This window comes from Mycobacterium sp. NPDC048908 (assembly GCF_043197955.1).
In the GTDB taxonomy this organism is placed as follows: domain Bacteria; phylum Actinomycetota; class Actinomycetes; order Mycobacteriales; family Mycobacteriaceae; genus Mycobacterium.
The window spans coordinates 161,905-186,667 of the sequence record NZ_JBICUE010000003.1 but is presented as its reverse complement, the minus strand read 5'-3'; the positions used below and the strand labels follow the sequence as shown (position 1 = coordinate 186,667).

At 65.2% G+C, this 24,763-nt stretch carries 25 protein-coding genes and 1 pseudogene; 15 read left to right on the top strand and 11 right to left on the bottom strand.

From position 1 onward, the window contains the following. Positions 1 to 39: 39 nt before the first annotated feature. Positions 40 to 408 carry a hypothetical protein gene (locus ACGFK1_RS09780; RefSeq protein WP_393428062.1) on the top strand — a complete coding sequence of 123 codons (369 nt, stop codon included), beginning with the start codon at positions 40 to 42 and terminating at the stop codon, positions 406 to 408. 6 nt (positions 409 to 414) lie between these two features. After that, positions 415 to 3,585: a protein kinase gene (locus ACGFK1_RS09775; RefSeq protein WP_393428061.1), complete on the top strand. Its 3,171-nt coding sequence runs from the start codon at positions 415 to 417 to the stop codon at positions 3,583 to 3,585. Positions 3,586 to 3,679: 94 nt separating this feature from the next. On the opposite strand, the pseudogene ACGFK1_RS09770 reads toward ACGFK1_RS09775, so the two are convergent. After that, a pseudogene (locus ACGFK1_RS09770) lies at positions 3,680 to 4,226 on the bottom strand (class II glutamine amidotransferase); the annotation flags it as partial. 22 nt (positions 4,227 to 4,248) lie between these two features. Here ACGFK1_RS09770 and ACGFK1_RS09765 point away from each other — a divergent pair. The 3 genes from ACGFK1_RS09765 to ACGFK1_RS09755 all read left to right on the top strand — a co-directional run bounded on the left by ACGFK1_RS09765 (position 4,249) and on the right by ACGFK1_RS09755 (position 7,180). After that, positions 4,249 to 5,292 carry a zinc-binding dehydrogenase gene (locus tag ACGFK1_RS09765; protein ID WP_393428060.1) on the top strand — a complete coding sequence of 348 codons (1,044 nt, stop codon included), beginning with the start codon at positions 4,249 to 4,251 and terminating at the stop codon, positions 5,290 to 5,292. Next, complete coding sequence (locus ACGFK1_RS09760) at positions 5,289 to 6,026, top strand: SDR family NAD(P)-dependent oxidoreductase (protein ID WP_393428059.1); 738 nt, start codon at positions 5,289 to 5,291, stop codon at positions 6,024 to 6,026. Before ACGFK1_RS09765 ends, ACGFK1_RS09760 begins: the two co-directional genes overlap by 4 nt. A gap of 107 nt (positions 6,027 to 6,133) precedes the next feature. Beyond that, positions 6,134 to 7,180 carry a cupin domain-containing protein gene (locus ACGFK1_RS09755; protein ID WP_393428058.1) on the top strand — a complete coding sequence of 349 codons (1,047 nt, stop codon included), beginning with the start codon at positions 6,134 to 6,136 and terminating at the stop codon, positions 7,178 to 7,180. On the opposite strand, the gene ACGFK1_RS09750 is transcribed toward ACGFK1_RS09755, so the two are convergent. Next, complete coding sequence (locus ACGFK1_RS09750) at positions 7,177 to 8,226, bottom strand: dihydrodipicolinate reductase (protein WP_393428057.1); 1,050 nt, start codon at positions 8,224 to 8,226, stop codon at positions 7,177 to 7,179. The two genes, ACGFK1_RS09755 and ACGFK1_RS09750, sit on opposite strands and share 4 nt — an antisense overlap. Positions 8,227 to 8,257: 31 nt before the next feature. Further along, on the bottom strand, positions 8,258 to 9,127 hold the full coding sequence (locus ACGFK1_RS09745; protein WP_393428056.1) for a LysR family transcriptional regulator: 870 nt from the start codon (positions 9,125 to 9,127) through the stop codon (positions 8,258 to 8,260). Positions 9,128 to 9,235: 108 nt separating this feature from the next. On the opposite strand from ACGFK1_RS09745, the gene ACGFK1_RS09740 reads away from it, so the two are divergent. From ACGFK1_RS09740 to ACGFK1_RS09715, 6 genes are all read left to right on the top strand, one after another. Then, on the top strand, positions 9,236 to 9,946 hold the full coding sequence (locus ACGFK1_RS09740; protein ID WP_393428055.1) for an SDR family oxidoreductase: 711 nt from the start codon (positions 9,236 to 9,238) through the stop codon (positions 9,944 to 9,946). Then, positions 9,943 to 10,839, top strand: a complete 897-nt coding sequence (locus tag ACGFK1_RS09735) for an MBL fold metallo-hydrolase (RefSeq protein WP_393428054.1) — start codon at positions 9,943 to 9,945, stop codon at positions 10,837 to 10,839. Before ACGFK1_RS09740 ends, ACGFK1_RS09735 begins: the two co-directional genes overlap by 4 nt. 69 nt (positions 10,840 to 10,908) lie before the next feature. Beyond that, positions 10,909 to 12,036, top strand: a complete 1,128-nt coding sequence (locus ACGFK1_RS09730; RefSeq protein ID WP_393428053.1) for a BTAD domain-containing putative transcriptional regulator — start codon at positions 10,909 to 10,911, stop codon at positions 12,034 to 12,036. 91 nt (positions 12,037 to 12,127) lie between these two features. Further along, positions 12,128 to 12,469, top strand: a complete 342-nt coding sequence (locus ACGFK1_RS09725) for a DUF732 domain-containing protein (protein WP_393428052.1) — start codon at positions 12,128 to 12,130, stop codon at positions 12,467 to 12,469. 101 nt (positions 12,470 to 12,570) lie between these two features. Next, positions 12,571 to 13,761, top strand: coding sequence for a lipid-transfer protein (locus ACGFK1_RS09720; RefSeq protein WP_393428051.1), 1,191 nt, complete (start codon positions 12,571 to 12,573; stop codon positions 13,759 to 13,761). A 59-nt stretch (positions 13,762 to 13,820) separates the two neighbouring features. Continuing rightward, positions 13,821 to 14,132: a hypothetical protein gene (locus ACGFK1_RS09715; RefSeq protein WP_393428050.1), complete on the top strand. Its 312-nt coding sequence runs from the start codon at positions 13,821 to 13,823 to the stop codon at positions 14,130 to 14,132. On the opposite strand, the gene ACGFK1_RS09710 is transcribed toward ACGFK1_RS09715, so the two are convergent. Together ACGFK1_RS09710 and ACGFK1_RS09705 are read right to left on the bottom strand one after the other, a co-directional pair. Next, positions 14,089 to 15,012 (bottom strand): SDR family oxidoreductase, encoded by a 924-nt coding sequence (locus tag ACGFK1_RS09710; RefSeq protein WP_393428049.1) that lies wholly within the window; start codon positions 15,010 to 15,012, stop codon positions 14,089 to 14,091. The two genes, ACGFK1_RS09715 and ACGFK1_RS09710, sit on opposite strands and share 44 nt — an antisense overlap. Before the next feature lies 1 nt (position 15,013). Next, the gene (locus ACGFK1_RS09705; RefSeq protein WP_393428048.1) at positions 15,014 to 15,742 is read right to left on the bottom strand and encodes an SDR family oxidoreductase; all 729 of its coding nucleotides are present in this window, start codon (positions 15,740 to 15,742) and stop codon (positions 15,014 to 15,016) included. Positions 15,743 to 15,825: 83 nt separating this feature from the next. On the opposite strand from ACGFK1_RS09705, the gene ACGFK1_RS09700 reads away from it, so the two are divergent. Beyond that, positions 15,826 to 16,416 (top strand): TetR/AcrR family transcriptional regulator, encoded by a 591-nt coding sequence (locus ACGFK1_RS09700; RefSeq protein WP_393428047.1) that lies wholly within the window; start codon positions 15,826 to 15,828, stop codon positions 16,414 to 16,416. Positions 16,417 to 16,424: 8 nt separating this feature from the next. On the opposite strand, the gene ACGFK1_RS09695 is transcribed toward ACGFK1_RS09700, so the two are convergent. Beyond that, on the bottom strand, positions 16,425 to 16,733 hold the full coding sequence (locus ACGFK1_RS09695; protein WP_393428046.1) for a hypothetical protein: 309 nt from the start codon (positions 16,731 to 16,733) through the stop codon (positions 16,425 to 16,427). A 210-nt stretch (positions 16,734 to 16,943) separates the two neighbouring features. After that, on the bottom strand, positions 16,944 to 18,326 hold the full coding sequence (locus tag ACGFK1_RS09690; protein ID WP_393428045.1) for a cation:dicarboxylate symporter family transporter: 1,383 nt from the start codon (positions 18,324 to 18,326) through the stop codon (positions 16,944 to 16,946). Between the two features lie 292 nt (positions 18,327 to 18,618). Between ACGFK1_RS09690 and ACGFK1_RS09685 the strand changes: the two genes are divergently transcribed. Further along, the gene (locus tag ACGFK1_RS09685) at positions 18,619 to 19,509 is read left to right on the top strand and encodes an alpha/beta fold hydrolase (RefSeq protein WP_393428044.1); all 891 of its coding nucleotides are present in this window, start codon (positions 18,619 to 18,621) and stop codon (positions 19,507 to 19,509) included. Here the strand turns inward: ACGFK1_RS09685 and ACGFK1_RS09680 are convergent. Next, the gene (locus ACGFK1_RS09680; protein WP_393428043.1) at positions 19,506 to 20,117 is read right to left on the bottom strand and encodes a DUF4352 domain-containing protein; all 612 of its coding nucleotides are present in this window, start codon (positions 20,115 to 20,117) and stop codon (positions 19,506 to 19,508) included. The genes ACGFK1_RS09685 and ACGFK1_RS09680 overlap by 4 nt on opposite strands. Positions 20,118 to 20,195: 78 nt before the next feature. Here ACGFK1_RS09680 and ACGFK1_RS09675 point away from each other — a divergent pair, with 78 nt between their 5' ends. Together ACGFK1_RS09675 and ACGFK1_RS09670 are read left to right on the top strand one after the other, a co-directional pair. Continuing rightward, positions 20,196 to 21,746, top strand: a complete 1,551-nt coding sequence (locus ACGFK1_RS09675; RefSeq protein ID WP_393428042.1) for an ATP-binding protein — start codon at positions 20,196 to 20,198, stop codon at positions 21,744 to 21,746. After that, entirely contained in the window at positions 21,743 to 22,432 is a 690-nt protein-coding gene (locus tag ACGFK1_RS09670) for a response regulator (RefSeq protein WP_393428041.1), read from the top strand. The genes ACGFK1_RS09675 and ACGFK1_RS09670 overlap by 4 nt, the downstream gene beginning before the upstream one ends. Positions 22,433 to 22,514: 82 nt before the next feature. Here ACGFK1_RS09670 and ACGFK1_RS09665 read toward each other — a convergent pair whose 3' ends face one another. From ACGFK1_RS09665 to ACGFK1_RS09655, 3 genes are all read right to left on the bottom strand, one after another. After that, complete coding sequence (locus ACGFK1_RS09665; RefSeq protein WP_393428040.1) at positions 22,515 to 23,573, bottom strand: YncE family protein; 1,059 nt, start codon at positions 23,571 to 23,573, stop codon at positions 22,515 to 22,517. 443 nt (positions 23,574 to 24,016) lie between these two features. Beyond that, positions 24,017 to 24,430 carry a YkvA family protein gene (locus ACGFK1_RS09660; protein WP_393428455.1) on the bottom strand — a complete coding sequence of 138 codons (414 nt, stop codon included), beginning with the start codon at positions 24,428 to 24,430 and terminating at the stop codon, positions 24,017 to 24,019. A gap of 97 nt (positions 24,431 to 24,527) precedes the next feature. Next, positions 24,528 to 24,716 (bottom strand): hypothetical protein, encoded by a 189-nt coding sequence (locus ACGFK1_RS09655; protein ID WP_393428039.1) that lies wholly within the window; start codon positions 24,714 to 24,716, stop codon positions 24,528 to 24,530. Positions 24,717 to 24,763: the final 47 nt, after the last annotated feature.

The following is a 24,763-nucleotide window of genomic DNA, read 5'->3' as shown; positions in this document are numbered from 1 at the left end:
AAGCCTGATCACTACCTGTAAGCGACCTAGGATCTCCTCATGATCAGAGATGAGCAGCCATCAGTGGTTGCTCGGCTCCAATTATCCGGCGCTCGTGACGTCGGCTCTGAAATGGCGTCACTTTGGGACTGGTTGTCAACGGAGCGGGAGTTCCGGGATCGAATTCAGCCAGAGGAAAGAGCACCACTACCCGGGGAAATGGGGGCGGTGTCCGACGTGTTGGTCGTCGCGCTGGGCAGTGGCGGCGCAATGACCGTATTGATCAGTTCAATAACGGCCTGGCTGCAATCGCGCCGTCCAGAGATATCGGTCGAAGTCACTGGTGCGGATGGCGCAAAGGCGGTCGTTAGCGCCAAAGGCCCAGCCGCCAGCACGATTGCCGACAGCCTAGGCCGACGACGTAAGTAGCGGGCTATGCAGTTACCCAGCCCGCAACACTCCCGAGCCGTGCTGGTCGGGTCCAGCGTCTTTGATTACCTTGACGACCTGCCCGCCGTACGCAACAACATTGAAGCACTCGAGGCCTGCCTGCTGGACAAAGAACTGTGGGGCATCGACAGACAGAACGTCAGCAGATCCATGGATCCCGTTGACGAAAAATCGCTTCTAGACCTAATTCATACCGCCGCTGAGGAAGCTACCGATACCCTCATCGTCTACTACGCCGGACACGGCATAGTGAACCGCCGCGGCAACCTGATGCTCGCCCTGAAGGGCTCAGACCCGCGAAAGTGGTACAGCGCGGCGGACTTTGATCGAATTCGTCAACTTGTGATTGAGAGTCCCGCCGAGCGTCGTGTCGTGATCATGGACTGCTGCTACAGCGGACGCGCTCTCGGGACGATGAGTTCGTCGCAGTCACACGCCGATCTGGTCGCGCAAGCAGCAGAAGCGGAAGGCACGTTCGTGCTTGCCGCCTCGGCGGAAAACATGACCGCCTTGGCACCCGTGAACGAGAAGTACACCGCGTTCACTGGTGAGCTTGTGAGGCTGTTCGACCAAGGGCATCCGGACGCACCGGAATTCTGGGACCTCGACTCGCTGTATCGGACCCTCCGTCGAGAACTGCGGGCTAAAGGACGGCCTGAACCGCAGAGGCGCGACCGTAACAGTATTGGCGAGCTTCGCATTGCGCGTAACCGCGCAAAGCTCGCCAGCTCCGAGTCGACGACGCCCGACAGAGGCTTGCAAGCCGGAGCAACGCTGTCCGAGCGGTATGAGCTGCAACGCCTCATCGCCACCGGCACCGCCAGCCAGGTGTGGGAGGCGCAGGACAACACCGACCCTCGGCGCGTCGCGGTTAAGATACTCCTCCCGGAGTTCTCCGACGACCCCGAGTTCGGTCAACGCTTCCGTGTCGGGGCCCGCGCCATCGCGCTGCTGAACCACCCGAATATCGCGAGTGTCTACGGTTACGGCGAAAGCGAGACGGACCGGGGCCGCGTCGTATACCTGGTGATGGAGTTGGTCGAAGGCGAGCCACTGAGCTCGGTGCTCGAACGGACGGGCCGCCTCTCCCTCGCGGACTCCCTGGACATGCTCGAGCAGACCGGACGTGCGTTGCAGATGGTCCATGGTGCTGGGCTGGTGCACCGCGACGTCACACCAGGTCACATCCTGATCACCTCAGACAGGCGGGTGAAGCTGATCGGCTTCAAAATCTCCAGCGGTGTCGACTCCGCCGCCATCTCCAGCGGTGTCGACTCCGCCGCCGTGGCGGGAACCGGCACAGCGATCGGCGGGGCACAATATGTGTCCCTGGAGCAAGTTCTCGGCCATGACGCGACAGCAGCTAGCGACGTCTACTCACTCGGAGTAGTGGCCTATGAATCGCTGTCGGGTAGACCGGCGTTTCCAGATGGTCGCGTAACCAAAGCGCCGACCGACGATGTCCGGGAAACACTGCCGAAGCTTCCGGCCGATCTGCCTGAACCCGTTCACGCATTGGTCGAAACTGCGATGGCGCAAGACCCCGCAATGCGTTACCGCGATGGCGGCCAGTTCGCGGATGCGGTGGCCGCTGTCGTTGCCGGTTACCGGCCTGAATTCCCCGACCTCCAATCTGATGGCCAGCCGGGCGACGCGGCGCTCGCCGAGCAGTATGCGGAGGCGCGGGAAAATCTCGACCGGCAGCAGTGGCAAGCAGCAGCCGATTTGTTCGCGGCGATCGAGCAGCAGCAGCCGGGCTACCGTGAGGCGGCCGAATTACATGCCGAGGCCCAACGACAGTGCGATATGGCCGTGTGGTCAGAACGGGCAACCGCAGCAGCGAAAGCCGACGACTGGGACGGAGCCGTCACCGCGCTCGAGAAGCTTATCGGCCTGGACAGCGCTTACCCGGACGCCGGCTCTCGTCTGGCGCAGGCCCGGGCGGCACGGCGGCGCAAGGACCTGCTGAACGAGGTGACCGCCCTACACCGTGCCGGGCGGTGGCAAGAGGTAGTGGCGGCCGAGGAAGAGTTCGTCAGCCTCGACCCCGACCATCCAGACCCAGACGGCGTCTTTGCCGACTCCCGAGCCAAGCTTCGAGAAGCAGATCTAGCCGACCGTTACCAGCACGCGGTGAATCAGTTCACTCAGCGGCACTGGCAGCAGGCCGTCGAGATGTTGACCGCAATCGAACAAGAACAATCGGGTTTTCGCGACGCTTCTACGCTGATCACAAAAGCGCAGCAGGAACTCACGGCAGCCAAAGACATAAAGGCCGATTCCCCACCGGCATCGCCAGAGAAATCCCCCCAATCCCCTGAGGCTTGCGTCGACGTCAAAGGCGCGGCCAACCGGCAGGATTCGGCGTTGGGACCGGCAACCGGGATTCATGAGTGGAGCGACCTGGGGTCGTTAATCGACTCCGATAGACGGCTCAGTCACCAGGAACAGCAGGATTTACTCGGCCGACTGAAGTCGGATATCCAATCCAACACCGCGCAGCGGCTTCTCAGCACATTCTGTGCGAGAGACGATCTCGACCAAGACATCGCGACGAACGCTGCTGTCCTGCTTGACTCCGTCTCGGAGGCGAAGGTTACGCAGAGTCGGTTCTCGAGATCGTTCCTTCGAGATCGCAGACGAGCCGCTGGCGCGCTCGTGATCATCTTGGTCGTCGTGGTTGTCGTGGCCGCCGTTGTGACCGCTGTTCTTTACAACGCCAACCCATCACGCGTCGCCGAGCGAAAGCTGACGGATTTGGTCGCAGAGGATCTGTTCGGTCGCGACTGCAAATCCGGCCCGTATCCGCCCGAGGCGTTGGCCGGCGTCGCTTGCGCAGAGGAAACCGGACTTGGAGGCGGTTCGCCGACCTACTACCTCTTTGCCGACCAGACTGCCTTGAACAACTACTTCGACAGCCTCCACTTCGTTCAATCGTGCCCCGGCGCATCGGCAGCTGTTCAGAACTGGCATCGTGCCGGGGACGTCCTGGCAGGAGGGCTGGTCGGTTGCATCGTCGATGGGGACGGCGCGCCGTCGGTGTGGTGGACCGACGACGCGCGCCTGCTGGTTGGCAATGCTCCCGGTCGTGACGGAACGACGATCGACCAGGTCTACCGCTGGTGGCATGACCGAAGCCAAGGTTGGCTGAACTAGCGATCGGTGAGCCGATCCGGACCAGCGCGATCCCGCAGCAACAGCGACGTTGAGGGGTTGCATTGAGCGGCGACAATCTCCTCCTGCACGGCCCTATCGCAAACATCTCGGTCGCGGTACTGAGCAGGATGTTGACCGCGAAATCGGCGCGGTCTGCGCCAGCCAACCGACGGCATCGACAATGCCCGCACCGACATCACCGATCCGACGCCCTGCGGTAATCAACGCGAAGATCCGCTCGGAATCCGTTTGGCCGTGCACCAGACCGCCTGCGCCCAATTCGGCGAGCCGTGCGTCGACCGCGTCGAGCCCCTCCACCACGCCGTTGTGCGCGAAGATCCGGCCGTCCTGCAGAAACGGGTGAGTGTTGCGCACCCGCAGCGCGGCACTGGACGAGTAGCGGACGTGCACGATGAAGGTCGTCCCGGTCAACTCGTGTGCCTCGGTCGCGAACGCCGATCCTGCCACTCGGCGACGGGCTGCTTGTACACCACCGGCTTGCCGTCGGCGCCGAACACTCCCAGCCCCGTGCCGTCCGGGTTGCGCCTGCTCTGCTCGACGAGGTTGTCAGGAGCATCGAGCAGCCAGAACGTCGCGGTGACCACCTTCTTGTCGGCATGAAGGCCGAACAGCCGGCACATGGCCCGATGGTAGCGTGACGCAATGGTCGACACCATGCGGGCCGAGCGGTTCTACGCGGACTCCAAAACGATTGTGCTGGAAGATGTTCCGATACCAGAGCCCGGTCCCGGCGAGGTGCTTGTCAAGGTCGCCTACTGCGGCATCTGCCATTCGGACCTCAGCCTGATCAACGGCACGTTTCCTGCTCAGCGACCGGTTGTGACGCAGGGCCACGAGGCGTCGGGCACGATCGCCAAGCTCGGCGCGGGCGTGACCGGCTGGTCCGAGGGCGACAGGGTTGTCGTCGCTGCGGGCAGGCCGTGCATAACCTGTCCGACCTGTCGACGCGGCGACATCGCGAATTGTCAGCGAATTCAGTTGATGGCGTTCGCATATGACGGCGCCTGGGCGGAGTACACCGTCGCACAAGCCGTCGGCCTGACCCGGGTGCCCGACAACGTTCCGCTCGAGCAGGCTGCCATCTTGGCCGACGCGGTGTCGACCCCGTTCGGCGCGGTGGTGCGCACCGGGCAGGTCCGCATCGGCGAGTCCGTCGGGGTGTGGGGCGTCGGAGGGGTCGGCACGCACATCGTGCAACTGGCACGGTTGGTCGGTGCGGCACCGGTGATCGCCGTCGACATCAAGCCCGCAGTGTTCACCAGGGCGCTGGAACTGGGCGCCGACCACGCCCTCGACGCGGCCGATCCGGACCTGCGCGACAAGATCGCCGAGATCACCGGCGGGCGGCTGCTGAACGTTGCCTTCGATGCGGTCGGGCTCAAGTCCACGTTCGAGCAGGCGCTCGACTGCATCTCGGTTGGCGGACGGCTGGTCGGCGTCGGGATGAGCGCGGAAGCGCCGACCGTCGGGCCGACCAGCATGTTCGGCCTCACCCAAAAACAGGTGCTCGGCCACCTCGGCTATCAGAACGTCGACATCGAGACCCTCGCGACGCTGGTTTCTCTCGGCCGCCTGGACCTGTCCCGGTCGATCAGCGACGTCGTCTCACTCGAAGATGTGAGGGGCGGAATCGAAAAGCTGGAGGGTCAGGAGGGCAACCCGATCCGAATCCTGGTCAAACCGTGACGAACCTGGCGGGGCGAGTTGCGTTGGTGACCGGCGCGTCGGGCGGCATCGGCAGGGGCATCGCCCGTGGACTCGCCGAAGAAGGCGTCGATCTGTTTCTGGCCTACGGACGCAACAACGAGGACGCCGAGCAGGCCGCCGACTACGCCCGCGGACTCGGCAGGCGCGTCGTCGCATCGGCCGATCTCAGCGATCCGACCGTGCCTGCCGACGTGGTCGCGGCCGCCCGACGCGAGTTCAGCCGCATCGACATTCTCGTCGCCAATGCCGGCACTGCAGACGTAAAGGGTTGGCAGAACATCGACCTCGAGTCGTGGAACCACACCCTGGCCGTCAACCTGACCGCACCGTTTCTGCTCGCGCAGCAGGTGTTGCCCGCGATGATCGATAACCGGTTCGGCCGCGTGTTGTTCATCTCGTCGGTCGCTGGCCTCAACGGCGGCGTCGTCGGGGCGCACTACGCGGCAAGCAAAGCCGGGTTGCACGGTTTGATGCATCATCTGGCGCCGCGGCTGGCCGCCGAAGGCGTCACCGTCAACGCGCTGGCGCCCGCGTTGATCGGCGACACCGGCATGTTCCCCGCCGACCCTGAGACGGCCGAGGCCCCGATACCCATCCCCGTGGGGAGGGCGGGCAGGCCCTCGGAGGTGGCGGAAATGGCTATCGCCATGTTGGGCAACGGATACCTTACGAACAAGGTGGTCACGCTTGACGGCGGCATCCTGCCGCGCTGACCGTGCACTACCGGCTAGCCGGTAGCGCATTTTGGTTGCCAGCGGCGATGTTGCGCTGCGCGCTTGTGGGCGAAGGTACTAGCCACACGAGCCAAAGGAGCAACACCATGACGCTTTCCATCGACCGCAGCACCCATGCCGCGTCCCTGCTGAACGGCGAGATCGTCGAGGAGTCCGAGCTCGGCTCGATCCAGCGTCTGACTGCCGACAACTTCCCCATCCTCGACGGATTGTCGATCAAGCGCCTTGTGATCAACCCCGGCGCCATGCGCACCCCGCACTGGCATGCCAACGCCAACGAGTTGACGTACTGCGTCAAAGGCAACGCGCTGGTCACCGTGCTCGACAGCGGAAGCCAGTTCGCCAGCTTCACCATCAGCGCGGGCGAGATGTTCCACATCGACTCGGGCTCGCTGCACCACATCGAGAACATCGGCACCGAGCCCGCCGAGTTCATCATCACCTTCCGCCACGAGCGCCCCCAGGACTTCGGCCTTGCCGGCGCCTTCGGCGCGATGACCGATGCGGTGCTCGGCAACACGTATGACCTCGACGCCTCCGATTTCGCGGCAATCCGCCGCAACCTCGTCGACCGCTCGATCGCAGGCAGGACCGGCGACCCGGTGGTGCCGTCGACCGCGCATTTCAACGATCCGCACAAGTTCTCGGTGGAAGCCATGACTCCTCCGGTGCAGGCCGCGGTCGGCTCCGCCCGCACCGCCCGCGTGCAGTTCTGGCCTGCGCTCAAAGACCTGTCGATGTACTCGCTGCGCATCCGCGAAGACGGCATGCGTGAACCACACTGGCATCCGGCCACCGCTGAAATGGGTTACGTCGAAAGCGGTTCCGCGCGCATGACGGTGATGGATCCCGACGGCACGCTGGACACCTGGCACCTCAACCACGGCGACGTCTACTTCATCCCGCGCGCCTACCCGCATCACATCGAGGTGTTCGACGCGCCGGAGTGGCACTTCCTGATCTTCTTCGATCAGCCGTTCCCCGCCGACATCGGCTATCGCACGTCGATCAGCGCATACTCACGCGAAGTGTTGGCAGCCACGTTCAACACCCACATCGACGACCTGCCGGACTTCCCGTTCACCAAGTCCGATCCGCTGATCGTCAACAGGCACAACCCGCTGGACCGCTAGCGAAGCGCAGGCGCCGCCCTGCCGCTGATCAGTGGCAGGTCGAGCATGGTCAGGATGCCAGGGTCGGCGGCGCACACCGCGGGAACAGAATTCACGCAGTGCGCCGCCGTCCCGACGATGCCATGCTCCGGACCCTCGCCGCCGATCGCGGAGTGAAAACCCTTCACAGCGATAGTGATATCCGGGTTGCCCCGCACCTCCATCTCGTAACGCTGCCCAGCGGACCCGAATGTCCAAGGGGGATCCAGGTTTTCCTCACCCATCAACCAATTCACCGTGACGCGGACGACAGGCTCACCATCGACCAGCGCCTCCCAATGGAACTTGCGACCTGCGACCTGGCCGGGTTCAAGCACGCCGAGTGGGCAGTCGATCGGCGCGGTCGCCACCGCCACTTCCTGGGTGGCCCGTATCTTCGGATCAGCGTTGAACCCCATCTGGTCGACGACCATCTTCACCGCCTGGATGAACCCGCTGTCCATCATCTTCTGCATGGGCCCGGTCATCGCCTTGTCCGGAACCTCGCCGAAGCCCATCACATGCCGAAGCACGTCGGGCGCCTGGTAGGTACGCAGGTCGGAAAACTCTTCGGCGCGAACGAAAGTCACACCGGTCGAGAACGCCGAGAACAGCAACGGGAACTTCTCGCTGATCCCCCCGGGGGCCATACCGGTGCCGTGCAACGTCACGTTGCCCGCCAAGGCGGCCTCCCGCATCGGGGTGGCGCTTCGTTCGCTCGGGTACAGCCAGCCAACGGGAGTCACCACGTTCTTGCCGGACCGCAACAGTGCCGCCACCTCGTCCGGGTTGGCCATCAACGGCGCATAGATTACCGCGTCGGCGTCCAACGCCAGAATCTCGTCGACACTGGTGGTGGCCGTGACGCCCATTGGTTCTGCGCCGATGATGTCGCCGACGTCCTTGCCTGCCTTGGTCTCTGAGTGCACCCAGCAGCCGACGAGTTCGAGGTCCGGGTGTTCCAACACGCCCTTGATGGCGGCGACCCCGACGCCTCCGGTTGCCCACTGCACGACCCGCAAGGCCATTACGCCTCCTGACTTGGAATTAGAACAGGTTCTACACCACTTCGCGTTCGAGCGCGGCGATCTGCTCCAGGAAGGCCCGCGCGGGCGAGGAGGCGCTGGCAGACACCGCGACACCCAACCGCCGCACGGTCTTGGGCACCAGTGGGCGGGTGACCACGCCGTCGGGCGCCTTGGGCATGCCGGCACTCGGCAGAATGCTGACTCCCAGTCCCGCGCGGACCATCTCGAGCACAGCCGACATTTCGCGCGCTTCGAAAGCCACGTCGAATTCGACGCCCAACCGCTGCGCCACCGGCATGAACACCTCTGTGCAGCCACCAGTCGACCGGATGAACGGCTCCTTGGCCAACTCCGCGTAGCCGATGTGCGCCCACTCGGCCAACCGGTTACCCGCAGGCACCACCGCGACCATGTCCTGATCCCCGAGCACCGCGGCCGCCAGGCCCTTGATCGGCAGGGACACCACTCCGGCCTCGGCGGCGCCTTGGTCCAGCCAGTCGCGTACCTCCTGTTCGCTGCCTTCCAGCAAGCGCACCTTCACCGCAGGATGACGGTGGGTGAAGGTGTGCAACTGCGGCGCGACGAGCGTGCCGGTCACGCTCGGCAGGCTGGCAAGGCTCAGCGTCCCGGAGATCGCGCCGGACAGCGCGACGACGTCGGCGCGCATCAAGGTCAAATGCCGCACTGCCTCACGCGCATGCGTCAACGCGCGAGAACCGGCCTCCGTCAACGACAGCCCGTCGCGGTGACGAACCAGAAGCGGGGCGCCCAACTCCTTTTCAAGCGCGGCGACTGCCCGGCTCACGGCGGGTTGCGACAACCCCAGCCGCCGACTCGCCGCGGTGAAACCGCCCTGATCGACGACCGCGACATACGCCTTCAACTGCAACAGCGTTGACATGGAGCCTCCAGGGATGCGGTGAACGACATACCTCTATATCGACCTTGGTATGCGATTTAGTCCCGCCGCAGCGTTTACGTAATAGCCAACGATGAGAAGGAGGACGTCATGTCACCCAGACGGATATTGATCACAGGCGCATCGAAGGGCATCGGCCGAGCCGTTGCCGACCGGATGGCCGCCGCGGGAAACATCCCGGTCGGCGTCGCGCGAACCAAGCCCGCCGACTTCCCCGGCGAGTTCGTCGAGCTGGACCTGGCCGACAGAGCCGCTACGAACGACGCGCTGGCGAGCATCCTTGCGGGCGGCAGAGTCGACGGAGTGGTCAACAATGTCGGCTATGTGCAAATGGGCCGGATCGGCTCGATCGACTTGGATCACCTGTTCGACACCTACGACATGAATGTCCGCACCGCCGTTCAGGTCGTGCAGGCCGTCCTGCCCGGCATGCTGGCCGCCGGGTGGGGCCGGATCGTCAACGTGACCAGCTTGACCACCCTCGGCACCACTGAGCGGACGCCGTATGCCGCCGCGAAGGCCGCGCTGGAAACGTGCACCCGAATTTGGGCCAAGGAGCTCGCTCTGACGGGTATCACGGTCAACGCCGTCGCACCCGGCCCGACCGAAACCGAGATGTACCGGCAGCGCAGCCCGGTCGGCTCGGAACGCGAAGCCCACCTGCTGAACAGCATTCCGCTGGGTCGCGTCGGCAAGCCAGCCGAGATCGCGCACGCGATATGCGCACTACTCGACGAGGACGCCGGCTACATCACGGGCCAGATCATTCGGGCCGACGGCGGCGGCAGCCTGGCCGCATGACAACCGTCGGCGCATCCTCCATCGGCCGTCCCGGTGATCGAGCGGCGGTGCGGTCCTTGACGTTTGACGACGTGGTCGCCACGTATGTGGTCGACGGAGTCATCACCATGCCGCCCACCGGTTTCTTCCCCGCCATCCCAAGCGACTACTGGTCGACACGGCCGGACCTGTGCACCGAGACCGGCGATCTGGTGATGAGCGCGGGTGGTCTGCTGGTCGAGCGGGGTGACGACACTCTGCTGATCGACACCGGAGTCGGAGCGATGACAACCGATTTCGCCTGGGGCAGTGTCGATTGCGGTTCGCTGCTCGATGTGCTCGGCATCGTCGGGCGTCGGCCAGAGGACATCGACGTGGTGGCGTTCACCCACCTGCATTTCGATCATGCGGGCTGGTCTCACGCCAACGGCGACAAGACCTTTCCGAACGCCCGTTATGTGATGGCCGCGGCGGAGTGGGCGCCGCACAGAGGTGGCACCCCTGAAGGGGACGCCGTGACGCCGAAGCAGATCATCGCGCAGTTGGCCGATCAACGTATCGACCTGATCGACGACGGGGACGAGGTCGTGCCAGGTGTTCGCGCCGTCGTCACTCCGGGGCACACGCCGGGCCACACGTCGTACGTGATCACTTCGACAAACGGCCAACGGCTCGTCGTGTTCGGCGACGCCTTCCACATCCCGGCCCAACTGGCGCACCCCGAATGGATGTCGGTCGCGGAATGGGATGCCGCGGAGGTCGTCACCGCCAGACGCCGCCTGCTCGCCGAACTGGCCGAGCCGAACACGTTGGGCTTCGGCTTTCACTTCGGTGATCAGCCGTTCGGCCGGGTGACCGCCGACGGCGGCTGGGCGCCGGTACCCACTGTGGTGCTGGCCCCGCCGCCGCGCTGAGGACGAATTGCCCCCAATTTCGGGCCTTGTGTCGGCATACGGCGTCGGTTCGCGATAAGAACATCCGTGATGACCGACAACAAGATCGGATTCGGTGTGCTGGGGCCGCTGCAGGTCACGGTCGACGGCGCGCCCGTCGCGCTGGGCACCCCGAAACAGCGCGCGGTGCTGGCGATGCTGGTGATGAACCGCAACCGGCCGGTGGCGATCGACTCGTTGATCACCGCGGCCTGGGAACAGTGGCCCCCTTCGGAGGCGCGGGCGAGTCTGCATTCCTATATCTCGAACCTGCGCAGATTGCTTGGGGACTCACGGTCGATGCTGGAAAACGCTCCACCGGGATATCGGCTGAAGGCAGACGACAGCGCCTGTGACATCGGCCGGTTCATCATCGAGAAGACGGCGGGCGTACAGGCTGCCGCCGCGGGCCGATTTGAGGAGGCCAGCCGTCATCTGACTGCGGCGCTGGCGTTGTGGCGCGGACCGGTCCTGGAGGATCTGCGCGACTTCCAGTTCGTCGACGCGTTCGCCACCGCGTTGACCGAGGACAAGGTGGTAGCCCACACTGCCCGCGCAGAGGCCGAAATCGCTTGTGGCCGCGGCTATGCCGTCATCGGAGAGCTCGAATCGCTGACGGCGGAGCATCCCTATCGCGAGCCGCTCTGGGCACAGTTGATCACCGCCTATTATCTGGCCGAGCGGCAGTCCGAGGCGCTGGATGCCTACCAGCGGTTGAAGACCACGCTCGCCGACGACTTGGGCATCGACCCCGGTCCGACCGTGCGCACCCTGCACGAGCGCATCCTGCGACAAGAACCGCTCGATGCGAAAAAGGCGGCCAAGACCACCGCTGTGCACACCGTCCACGACATCGCGCTGCGCACCTCGGTCGACGCGTTGCATGCGCAGGCGAATCTGCGGTCCACCGATGGCCGGGTCTATCCGCTGCTGGCCGCCGCCACCCGCATCGGTCGGCTCACCGACAACGACATCGTGCTCGACGACGCCAGCGTCAGCCGGCATCACGCCGTCATCATCGATACCGGCACCAGTTTCGTGATCAGCGACCTGCGCTCGGCGAACGGCGTGGACGTCCGCAACGAACGCATACGCGGCACCGCCACCCTCGCCGACGGCGACCGGATCCGCATCTGTGCCCACGAGTTCACCTTCGAGATCGTGCCGCCCGACGCGTAGCACCGCGGGCCACCAAGGATTCGTCAAGAATCCGCCAAGGGCGTTGTCCGACTCTGATGTCGGCTCGGAAACGACATCAGTGAGGAGCCCAATGTTCGCCACGCACGGCCTGAGCACGTTCGCCGGGGCCGCTTTGGTCGCTGCCGCGTTCGGACTTGCCGCCGTGGCAACCGCCGGCAGCGCAGGCGCGGTCAGTTCGACGGACCACACGTTCGTGACGAGGATCAGCGACGAGGGCATCTCCTATGACAGCCCGAAGGCCGCCATCCAGACCGCCCACTCGGTGTGTCGCGCCCTAGACGGCGGGGCCGACCCCGTCGACTTCGCCCCGAACATCCTGGACACCATGGATCTCACCACGCACCAGGCCGCGGTGTTCGTAATCACCTCGGTCACCACGTACTGCCCCCAGTACACCGGTTACTTCGAATAGCCCCCCTCCCCTGCGGGGGCCCCGTTGCGGCGGCGGGGCCCCCGCACCTCCCTGGCTAGAGCATCTAGACAGTTCGCCCGCCGTGTGTTTCTGTCGATGGCATGCCAAACAAAGTGTTCGTCGTCGGTGTGGGGATGACGAAGTTCGAAAAGCCGGGCCGCCGCGAGGGTTGGGACTACCCCGATATGGCCCGGGAATCGGGAACCAAGGCGCTCGAGGACGCGGGCATCGATTTCTCCGAGGTCGAGCAGGGCTTCGTCGGGTACGTCGCGGGTGACTCGACGTCGGGCAACCGCGCGCTCTACGAACTCGGCATGACCGGAATTCCGATCGCCAACGTGAACAACAACTGCTCGACGGGTTCGACGGCGCTGTACCTCGCGGCGCAGACCATCCGCGGCGGCCTGGCCGACTGCGCGATCGCACTCGGTTTCGAGAAGATGCAACCCGGCCCGCTGCAGGGCGGCGCCGAGGATCGCGAATCGCCGATGGGCAAGCACGTCAAGGCGATGGCCGAGATCGACGAATTCGCCTTCCCCGTCGCGCCGTGGATGTTCGGCGCCGCCGGACGTGAGCACATGCGCCACTACGGCACCACCGCAGAGCATTTCGCCAAGATCGGGCTCAAGAACCACAAGCATTCGGTGAACAACCCGTACGCGCAGTTCCAGGAGGAGTACTCGCTCGACGACATCCTCGCGGCGAAGATGATCTCCGACCCGCTGACCAAACTGCAGTGCTCACCGACGTCGGACGGTTCGGGTGCGGCGATCGTGGCCAGCGAGGCATTCGTCGACAAGCACGGCCTGGCGGGACAGGCGGTGGAGATCGTGGGACAGGCGATGACCACCGATTCCGCGTCTACCTTCGACGGCAGTGCGAAGAACCTGATCGGCTACGACATGAATGTGCAAGCCGCGCAGAAGGTTTACCAACAGTCCGGGCTCGGGCCAAGCGACTTCCAGGTGATCGAGCTGCACGACTGCTTTTCCGCCAACGAATTGCTGCTCTACGAAGCGCTCGGGCTGTGCGGCGAAGGTGAGGCGCCCAAGCTGATCGACAACAACGACACCACCTACGGCGGCCGCTGGGTGGTCAACCCATCCGGCGGCCTGATCTCGAAGGGCCACCCGCTGGGAGCGACCGGCCTTGCGCAGTGCGCCGAGTTGACCTGGCAGCTGCGCGGCACGGCCGACAAACGCCAAGTGGACAACGTCACGGCCGCGCTGCAGCACAACATCGGTCTCGGCGGGGCGGCGGTGGTGACGGCCTACCAGCGCGCCGAACGCTAACTGCTTTTCTCTGGCGAGCGGACTTTGCGTCTGCTTGCCATAGAGAGGACCATGGGATCGTGCGTACCAGGCTGATGCTCGCCGCAGTGGCTGCGGGTGTGTGTGCAGCGATCACCGCCCCTGCGGGCCTCGCCTCTGCCGAGGAAACGGCGCAAGAGGTGATCAACAGGCTGCAGAGCGAGGGCTACACGGTCAACATCGACAAGATCGGCACCGGGCCGATGGACCAGTGCGTGGTGACCAACGTGAGGAACCCGCAGCAGGTCAAGCAGTGGCTGCCGTACAGCGGCCCCGGCAAGGACGGCGATCGCGTGCTCGTTCAGGTGGTCACCAGCCAGTCGATCTCGGTGACGTTGAACTGCTCACGCTGAGCAGGTCCAGCATCCCGATCCGCTGGAAGAACCACTGACGCACCCGGTCGCCGACCCGGAAGACATCCTCCGCACCGTCGTCGGCGGGGTCGACGTACACCCGGAATGGGCGTGAGCCTTTCGGCGTGTCAACAACTTTCACAATCTGTCGGGCCACCTCCGTCGGGTCGGCATCAGGCGGCGACAGCTCGGCCAGCTTCTTGCTGACCTCATCCATCATGCCCGCGTACTCGGCCTCGTAGGCGGTCGCGATGTACCTGTCGGCGGGCGCTCCCGCGTTGGCGAAGTGATTGGTGCCCGACGTGAACGAGCCGGGCACGACGATCGTCGTCTCGATGCCGAATCGGGTGAGCTCCGCGGCGTAGCTGACCGCCAGCGCGTCCTCGGCCGCCTTGGCCGCGAAATACGGTCCGAGGTAGGGCGGCGTCCCGCCACGCGAACTCGACGAGCCCACCCACACCACCAGGCCGTCCCGCTGGGCGCGCATGGGAGGCAGCACCGCACGGTTGACGCGTTGCGTGGACAGCACATTGGTGTCGTACACCGCCGCGACCTGTTCCGGGGTGAACGCCTCGGTCGGACCGAGCACCATGTGCCCGGCGTTGTGAACGACGACGTCGATGCGCCGGTCTTCGGCAAGCACGGCGGCCACGGCGCCGTCGACAGAGGTTTGGTCAGACACGTCCATCTCGACCGGCCGCAGCGTCACGCCATGCTGGTCGGCGTAGCGCCGAGCCATGGCGGCGGCTTGTGCGTTGCGGCCGCCGATGTCCCGCATCCCCGCGTAGACAACGTGTTTGGCGTCGGCAAGCGCGCGGACCGTCATCGCGCCGAAACCGCTCGAGGCGCCGGTGACGAGAATGACTCTCGGTGTGCTCATTTCAGATCAATCCTCCGTTCGCGTAAATGATTTGACCGTTGACCCAGCGGGCAGGTCCGGCGAGGAAAGCCACGGCCTCGGCGATATCGGTTGGCTCGCCGAGACGCTCGAGTGGCGCTGCCGCCGCGGCGCGATCGATGACCTCTTGTGACTTGCCCTGGAAGTACAGCGGCGTGGCGGTGGGTCCCGGCGCGACGGCGTTGACGGTCACATCGCGACCCCTCATCTCCTTGGCCAGGATCAGCGTCATCGCGTCGACGGCGCCCTTGGTGGCCGCATACGCGGTGTAGCCGGGCAGGGCCAATTTGGTCACCGACGTCGAGAAGTTGATGATCGCCCCACCCTCACGGATGCGCCGCGCCGCCTGCTGGCTGACGACGAAGGTGCCGCGCACGTTGGTGCGATGCATGCGATCGAAGTCGTCGAAGTCCAGTTCGGTCAACGGTGACAGCAGCATGATGCCCGCGGTGTTGACCACCACGTCCACCCCGCCGAACTCGGTCTCCACCCGATCGAACAGCGCGGCCACCTGGGCTTCGTCGGCGACGTCTGCTCCCACGACGATGGCGCGGCCACCGGCGGCGGTGATTTCGTCGGCAACGGCCTGGGCACCGTCCTTGTTGCCTGCGTAATGCACGGCCACGGCCATGCCCGCGCTGGCAAGCCGGACTGCCACGGCTTGGCCGATGCCGCCGGAAGCGCCGGTCACGATGGCAATACGGTCGGTCATCTTGGTCTCCTTATTTGTGTACGATGCGTCCATATGTGGCTCAAGTGTACGATCAGTCCATATATTCCCGGGAGGAGTCGTCGATGACCGAACGCACTCGGCGCGGCCGCGGTCGTCGGCCCGCGGCCGAGGTGCGGGACGGAATTCTCGAAGCCGCGGCCGCGCTGCTGTTCGACCACGGGACGGCCGGCTTCACCATCGAGACGGTCGCCAAGCTTTCCGGCGCCAGCAAGATGACGATCTACAAGTGGTGGCCTTCCAAAGGCTCGTTGGCGCTCGACGGCTACTTTCACCGCGTCGAGCCGCAACTGGAGTTTCCCGACACCGGCGACATCGAGGCCGACCTGCGCGCGCAGTTGCATGCCTTTTTGCGGGTCATCGGTGACAGCCCGGCCGGTCGGGTGATTGGCGAGTTGATCGGGCAGGCGCAGTCCGATCCAGAGCTGAAAGTGGCTTTTTTGGACCGCTATTCGGGACCGCGGCGGGCCAAAGCCGTGGCGGCCATGAACACAGCGATGGAACGCGGTCAGCTTCGGGCCACGTTGGATCCCGAAACTGTCGTGGACCAACTGTGGGGCGCCTGCTATCACCGACTGCTGCTTCCCGATCAGCCGTTGACCGACGAATTCGTCGATGCATTGGTGGACAACCTCTTTCGCGGTATCAGCAGATGATGCGGACGTCAGCGACTCGAGCAGTCCAGTGACACAGTGACGGTCCGATCGACGATCACCGGGACGACGCCGTCGCCGCGGTCACCGAGCACCGGCACGAATTCCGTTCGGTTCCTTGGGTTTCGCACGTTGGTGACCACGCACTGCGAGAGTGGCGCGCTGCCCACTCGGTCGATCTTCACGTCGAAGCCCTGGGCCTGAAGTTGGCCGATGGTGGCGACGGCTGACTCGGCTGCTGAGGCGAAACCTGCGGGGGCAAGGATCAATCCGCAAGCCGCCGCGGCCAATGCGATGAGGGTGAGCAAGATGGCACGCATGGCGGGCCTCCGATCTTTTCCGTTTGGTCGGTGTCAGCCGGTCCAACGGGAGGAGTCCGCAGCGGGTTCAAAGGATCTTCAAAATTCTTCCAAACGTCGGCGAGACTGCGGGGAGATCGCGTTTTCGAGTGATATATCGATCTCCTCGCAGTCTCGAGGCAGCAGAAAGGCCCGGCCGGAGGGGCTCGGCCGGGCCTTTCTTGGCTCGCGCTACGCCAGCACAGGCACCTTCTCCTGCGTCGGCTCTTCGGCGTGCGAGGCGCGATCGTCGTCGACCATGGTGAGTTCGTCGAATGGATCGGATCCGCCAAGTACCGCGTTCACCCGGTCGCGGTCGATCGTCTTGGTCCAGGAGCCCACCAGCACCGTCGCAACCGCGTTACCCGAGAAGTTCGTCACCGCGCGGGCCTCCGACATGAACCGGTCGATGCCGACGATCAGGCCGACGCCGTCGAGCAGGTCGGGGCGGTGGCTCTGCAGGCCGCCCGCCAGCGTGGCAAGCCCGGCACCGGTGACACCGGCGGCGCCCTTGGACGCGACGATCATGAAGACCAGCAGGCCGATCTGCTGACCGACGGACAACGGGGCGCCCAGCGCGTCGGCGATGAACAGCGACGCCATGGTCAGGTAGATGGCGGTGCCGTCCAGGTTGAACGAGTAGCCGGTGGGCACCACCACACCGACGGTGCTGCGGTCGACGCCGAGGTGTTCCATTTTGGCGATCAGCCGCGGCAGCGCCGACTCCGACGACGAGGTCGAGAAGATCAGCAGGTACTCACGGGCCAGGTAGCGCACCAGCTTGAAGATCGAGACGCCGGACACCACGCGCAGGATCACGCCGAGCACACCGAACACGAACACCACGCAGGTGACGTAGAAGCCGAGCATCAGCGTGAGCAGTTGGGTCACCGCGGTCCAGCCGGTCTGGCCGACGACGTTGGCGATCGCGCCGAACGCACCGATCGGGGCGAGCCACAGGATCATCACCAGCACCTTGAAGACCAGCTTCTGCAGATGCTCGATGCCGCGCAGGATCGGCTCACCGGTGCGGCCCATCGCCTGCAGCGCGAACCCGACGAGCAGCGCCACGAACAACGCCTGAAGCACGCTGCCTGCGGTCAGCGACGAGAACAGGGTCTCCGGGATGATGCCCTGGACGAAGTCCATCAGGCCACCGGCCTCATGTGCTTTCTCGGCGAGTTCGGCGCCCTTCCCAGCGGCGCTCTCGGTCAGGTGCATACCGCTACCGGGGTGGATCAGGTTGCCGACGACCAAGCCGATCGCCAGCGCGAACGTCGACATCACCAGGAAGTAGACGAAGGCCAGACCGCCGACCTTGCCGACGGTGGCTGCTTTGCGGACCGACCCGATGCCCAGCACGATCGTGCAGAAGATGACCGGCGCGATCATCATCTTGATCAGGTTGACGAACATGGTGCCGAGCACCCCGACGCTCTTACCGACCTCGGGCGCAACCAGGCCGACGACGATGCCGGCCAGCACCGCGACGATGACGGCGAGGTACAGCCAGTGGGTGCGGTCGCGGCGGCGCGGCGGCTCCGCCACCGACGGTCGGTCCAAACTCGTGGTCATGGTCGTTTCCTCCAAGCAGATCCGGAAAGTGGTCTGCAAGGACTCTCGGCCAGAAGGTGAGCCAGGTCACGTTTTAGTGCATTAAGTTCGCGCGGCCTATAAGAGCGGAGGCCGGCCCACCGGGACCGACCTCCGCTCCTGCCCGCCCGTTAGCTCACATGCGCTTTGCGACGTTCTGGACACCACGTTATGGACCCACGCCCACGCCGGCGAGGTTGTGCGCGCAAGCCGCGTAACCGCCGATTTCGGAGTTGTCCGCATTGCGCTCACGCGTCGCCCTAGCCTGTGCAAGGTGCACGAGTCCGCTTGCGACATCATCCTGGAAGACGGCCGCCGACTGACTTGCCTTGACGTGGGCGACCCGAGCGGGCCGCTGGCGCTGCACAACCACGGCGGCCCGAGCAGTCGGCTGGAGGCGCGCCTGCTCGCAGAGTCGGCGGCCAAGAACCGGCTGCGGCTGGTCTGCATCGACCGGCCGGGCATGGGCCAGTCGAGTCCGCAGAAGCAGCGCAGCTATGCCGGTTGGGCCGACGACCTCGTCGCGGTCGCCGACCACCTGGGCTACCGCGAATTCGGTGTGACCGGCTGGTCCGAGGGCGGCCCGTGGGCTCTGGCGGCGGCCGCCTACATCGACCCGGCCCGGCTGCGTCACGTCAGCTCCATCGCGCCGGGCAGCTATGGTGCATTCGGGGACAATTCGGCGGCCCAATACCTTTCGAGAATCGACGCGCTGGGCGGTGCGTTGGCATTGCGTTTCACACCTGGTTTCCGGCTGATGTACGCCATGCTCGGCGTCTCCGCGAAATGGTTTCCTGCCAGCTTCGTCAAGCAGATCCGCAACGGCGTCAACGACTACGACCGTGAGCTTCTGCTGCGCCCGCAGATCGCAATCGACTTCGCGGAATCGTCCGCCGAATGCTTCGCGCACGGCAGTGACGGACTGGTCCGCGACGCCGAATGCCTCTATCGCCGATGGTCTTTCGACGTTTCCGCGATTCACCGGCCGGTGCACATCTGGCAGGGGCTCGACGACCGACTGGTGCCCGATGCCATCAACAAGGCAGTCGCTGACGCCATGCCAGGTGCGGTGTGGCATCCCGTCGACGGCGCAGGCCACTTCGTGGCGGTCGGGGCCGCCGACCATATCTTCGCCATCGCAGCCGACGAACTGGCCGGCGGCTAAGACCGCGGAACGACGGTGATGCCTGCAGACACCGCCGCGTCGTGCAATTCGATGTGGTCGACAGCCGTGTCATCGGACGACATGTTGAACACCAGCACGACAGTGGCGGACTTGCCGGGATCAAGCTTCACACTCGCGGTGCCTGCCTTGGCCGCGGCGGCCTTGTCGGGCACGAACCACTTGCCGCCGACCCACAACCGCTGGTTGTCGGTCCAGAACACCGCGGGACGATTGCTTGCGTTCTTCACTGTCAGGTGGACGTTGACGGCCCGCTGCGCCGCATCGACAGAACCGACGACGAACGCGAAGTTGCCGTCGCGCGCTTCCTGGTTGAGTCGCACCTCGGTCGGTTTCTGCGGTGCTGGCCGCGCCGCTGATTGACTCGACTGATTCGACTTCGACTTGTGAATCACCTTCTGGCCGAGCGGCGAAGCGAGGGAAAGGGAAACGACGCCCACCACCAGGGCGCAGCCGATGAGGAGAATCTTCAACGGTGACCGCTTGCGCCGTTGTGGCGGGAGCTGCCATTGCCGACCGTCCCAGTAGGCTCGGCCCCCGCCGCCCCGAGGGTCCGGGTACCAGCCTGGCGGCAGCGGATGTGACCACATAGCCGCCGATGCTAGCGAGGCGGGCCGATTCTTCGCGATCGGCTCGATGTCGTGGGCGCGGACGGTCAAGATGAAGCCGTGAACCGATGGCGACCCCGATCCCTGGCGACGCAGGCAATTGCGCTGCAGATCCTGGTGATCGCGGTGGTCGTGCTGGTCGGCAGCGCGCTCGCGCTGGTCGACGCCCGCAACGACGGTGACGCCGCCGCGCGGCAACAGGTGCTCGGTATCGCCACTGCGCTCGCCGATTCTCCGTCCACAGCGGCCGCGATCGAATCGGGCAGGGCGACCGAAACTTTGCAGCCGGTCACCGAGGCCGTCCGCAAGAACACCGACATCGCGTTCATCACGATCATGGCGCCCGACCGCACCCGCTTCACCCACACCGACCCGCCCCAGATCGGCCAGAAGTACATCGGCAGCATCGAGCCTGCCCTGCGCGGACAGACGTTCAGCGAGGTGTACACCGGGACGCTGGGCCCGTCGATCCGCGCAGTGGCGCCCGTACGCGACAGCACCGGACGCGTCGTCGGGTTGGTGTCGGCAGGCATCCTGCAGCAGAGCCTTGCCGACCGGTGGCGCGCGCAGATCCCGACGATCGTCGCGGTGAGCATCGCGGCGCTCGCCATCGCGCTGGTCGGGGTGTGGGCGATCCGGCGCAGGCTGCTGCGTCAGACACACGGTCTTCGCCCCGACGAGTTGCGGGTGATGTACGAGCATCACGACGCGATCCTGCATTCGGTGTCCGAGGGACTTATCGTGTTGGACCGTAACGGCGTCGCGCTGGTCAACGACGAAGCCCGCAGGCTGCTCGGGTTGCCGCCCGGCCCGGTCGACCCGTCGGATCTGCCGCAGTTCCTGCGCACCTACAACCCAGGGGCGCGCGACGAAGTGCACGTGACCGACGAGCGGGTGCTGGTGGTCAACCGCTCCCCCGTGGCGGACGGACCAAGCAATTCGGAAGTCGTCACCATCCGCGACCGCACCGAATTGCAGGGGGCGCTGGGCGAACTCAGCTCGCTGAAGGTGCTGACCGACTCGTTGCGGTCGCAGGCGCACGAGGCGGCCAACAAATTGCACACCATCGTCACGATGGTCGAGATGGGCCGCGCGGACGAAGCGGTCAAATTCGCGACCAACGAGTTGGAACTGTCGCAACAACTGGTCGACCGGCTCTCCACCGCCGTCAGCGAGCCCGCGCTGGTCGCGCTGCTGCTCGGCAAGACCGCACAGGCCGACGAACGCGGTATCGAGTTGACGGTCACCGAGGAGACGCATCTGCCGTCGAATACCGATGAACTCGCACTGTCGGGACAGGAGATGGTCACGGTGCTCGGCAACTTGATCGACAACGCGATGGACGCGTGCGATCGCGAAGACCCGTGGGTGGAAGTCACCATAGCCCAACACAATGGCACGCTGCTGATCCGAGTGGCCGACAGCGGACACGGCATGGATGAAGAAACGTTCGAAAAGGCGATGCAACGCGGCTATTCGACGAAGGGTTCCGACCCCGAAAGACACGGTCTCGGCCTGGCGTTGGTGGCTCAGGTGGTGAAGCGGCACCGCGGCACCGTGCGTGCCGACGTCACGTACGGCTCGGTGGTGACAGTGACGGTGACAGCGTGATCAGCGTGATGATCGTCGAGGACGAACCGTTGATCGCCGAGGCGCATCAGTCGTATCTGGGTCGGCTGCAAGGGTTTTCGGTGACTGCCGTCGCGCATACCGCGCGCGATGCGATGCGGGCCGCATCCGAGGCGGTGGCCTCTGAGACGCCGATTGATCTGGTGTTGCTCGACATCGGCCTGCCCGACGCGAACGGCATCGCGCTGGCGTCGGGCCTGTCCGGGCTACGTCCGGCGCCCGACATCATCGCGATCACCTCCGAACGCGACCTGGAGATGGTGCGCGCCGCCGTCGGTCACGGCGCGCTGGCGTACCTTCTCAAGCCGTTCACGTTCGCTGCGTTCCGCGACCGACTGGAGCGCTACCAGCGCTACCGCGAGGCACTGCCCGCAGGCACCGACGCGGCCAGCCAGGCGGAGGTCGACCGCGCGCTCGCCGAGTTGCGGGTCAGCTCAGACAAATCCGCCGCACCCAAGGGAGCGGCACCCGGCACCAACGACGAAATCGCCCGCGCTGTCCGGGATTCCGTCGAGGGCATCACCGCCGACCAGGTGGCCAAGCAGGTCGGCGTGTCGCGGGTGACGGCATGGCGTTACCTCGAACGGCTTGCCGACGAGGGCACCGTCACCCGGCAAACCGACTACGGCAAGGCCGGGCGGCCGAAAACCCGCTACACCTGGGGCTGACCCTGGCCGCGAGTGACCGCGTCTGTACGCCGACACGCCGTGCTTCCGCGTGCAAATGCGGTCGCTCGCGGGATCGGTGAGGTCAGACTGCGGCAGGCGCCAGTTCGCGCGCCCCGGCAGAGGCGATCGGCTCGGTGGCAACCAGCTGCGAATACAGCTGCGGCAGCGTCGATGCGACGGCGAACACATTGACGTTGCCGGCGTAATCGGCGATCGCGATCCGGCCGCCTTCGGAATCGACTGCGACACAAGACGGCCGCGCCCCCACCGTGACATCGGTGACGACGTCGTGAGACAGCATGCACACCACCACGACGCGGTCGTAGTCGACGATGTAGGCGCGGGTTTTGTCGGGGCCCAACACCATCTGAGTCGGTGCGCCGATGCCGAGTTCGATGGTGTCGGTGACCCGACTGGTTGCCACGTCGATGACGCTGACCGCACCGCCGCGGTTCCGATCCGACGTCAAGACGTACACGCTGCCGTCGGCGAAAGCGATGTCGCGGATGGGCGCGCCGACCCACACCTTGCGATCGACGCGGGTGGTTTCGGCGTCGATGACCACGAGTTGGCTGCCGCGGATATCGGTGGTCGCGATGTACAGGCGCTTGCCGCCCGGGTCGACCATCACTGCATCGATCCCGATTCCGGCACCCGTCGCGACATCGATGGTGCCGACACGCTCGGCGGTGGTGTCGATGACCGCTATGTCGACGTGGTCCTGGCCGGTTCGGCCTGCGTAGACGCGCTTGCCGTCCGGGCTGATGGCCAGCGCCGTGATGCCGAACGCCAGCGGGTAGGTGGCGATGACGGTCCTGGTGTTCGCGTCGATCATCGAGACGATGTCATGACTCTCCGAGGAGGTGCTTACATAGGCGCGGTCATTGGAGACGACGACAGCGAACGGTTCGCCAGGAACGCCGATGGTGTCCTCGACCTGCAAGCTGCCAGGGTTGACGAACGAAACGCTGTTGTCGCCGTAGTTGGTGGCGATCAGGACGTCACCCGCGGCGATGTCACCGATCGGGCCCCGGCCGACCGCGACGGCGCCAACCAGAGCGACCTCCGGGTCAGCCGTCGCCTCGGTATTCACATGCGTCTCACCAGTGCCCTTGGGCAACAAAAAGTTAGCCATCTTCATCGGTACCTCCGCCGGTATGGCGTGCACCGGCCCTAGATTTCACGTCTATCAGCGCCTGTCGGCGCGATCCGAAATCGAGTCTAGCGACGAAAATGTGTGTTACGAGCGGGTGACTTCGTCGATCCGCGGAAATACTGGCGATGCTCTCAGACAGCGCTTAAGAAACTCTTCGTTATGCAGCTGTTACGCGGAGCCGGCAACGTTGTTTCCGTTGCCGACATGTGGATTTGAAGTCACGGCAATCGATTAGAGTTCGATTACCGACAACGCTTCGGTAACGGTTTCTTATATTTGCGAGCGAAAGTGAGCGCTAGATCACACCCGACACGTCAGCAAACTTCTCACTCGTCGCCGTTGGGGGCGCATGGACGCAGGACCGCTCCTCCGCCGGCGCTACGGGAAGCGGAACCATCCGTTCGCGGTGTTAGCTGGATCACAAGCGTTCACATTTCGTTCAGCCGACACAGCCGCTTCAGGGCCGTCAGGCCGTCTTCGGTACCGGGCCAATGCTTGGCCAATGCGTCGGATCCCGCGCGTCGCGTCGCAGAGCGCAACACCAGGGCAACGATGATCGCGTCGTCGGCGTAGCCGAGCACCGGGATGAAATCGGGGATGAGGTCGAACGGCAGGGCCAGGTAGGCCAGCAGCAGCGCGAGCCTGATCCGCACCCCTCGGGGCGTCTCCGGATCGCTGGCCAGGCGCTTCACCAGCCGGATCAGGTCGGGCAGCAGGCGTGCGGCCTGCTTCAGGTCGTAGTCGCCGGGCTTGCTCAGCCACAGCACCGCGACGAGGACAGCCCACACCAGCAAAACCCCGCCGACAATGCCGAGCGGGATCGTCCACCAGTCGTGCCACACCACTTAAGACTCCCGCTTCGTTCCCATCGCCGAAGCGTGAGCGCGCGGGTTGTCCTGCGCCACAGACTCTTTCATAGTGACGCGGCCACTTCGTCGGCTACGACTTGCGTCGGCGCAGCGCACCAACGACCAAGGCGATGCCGATCAACGCGACGATCGGGCCGATGATCGACCATGTCGTGGTGTTGCTCATCGGGCTGCCGCCGACGACGCCGAAACCCTGTAACGCCCAGAGCGTGCCGAACAGGAAAACGACAACGCCGATGACGACGGTGGCAATGCGCATGCGTCCACTTTAGGTGTGCGGACGGCGGTCCTCACAGACGTCGAGGA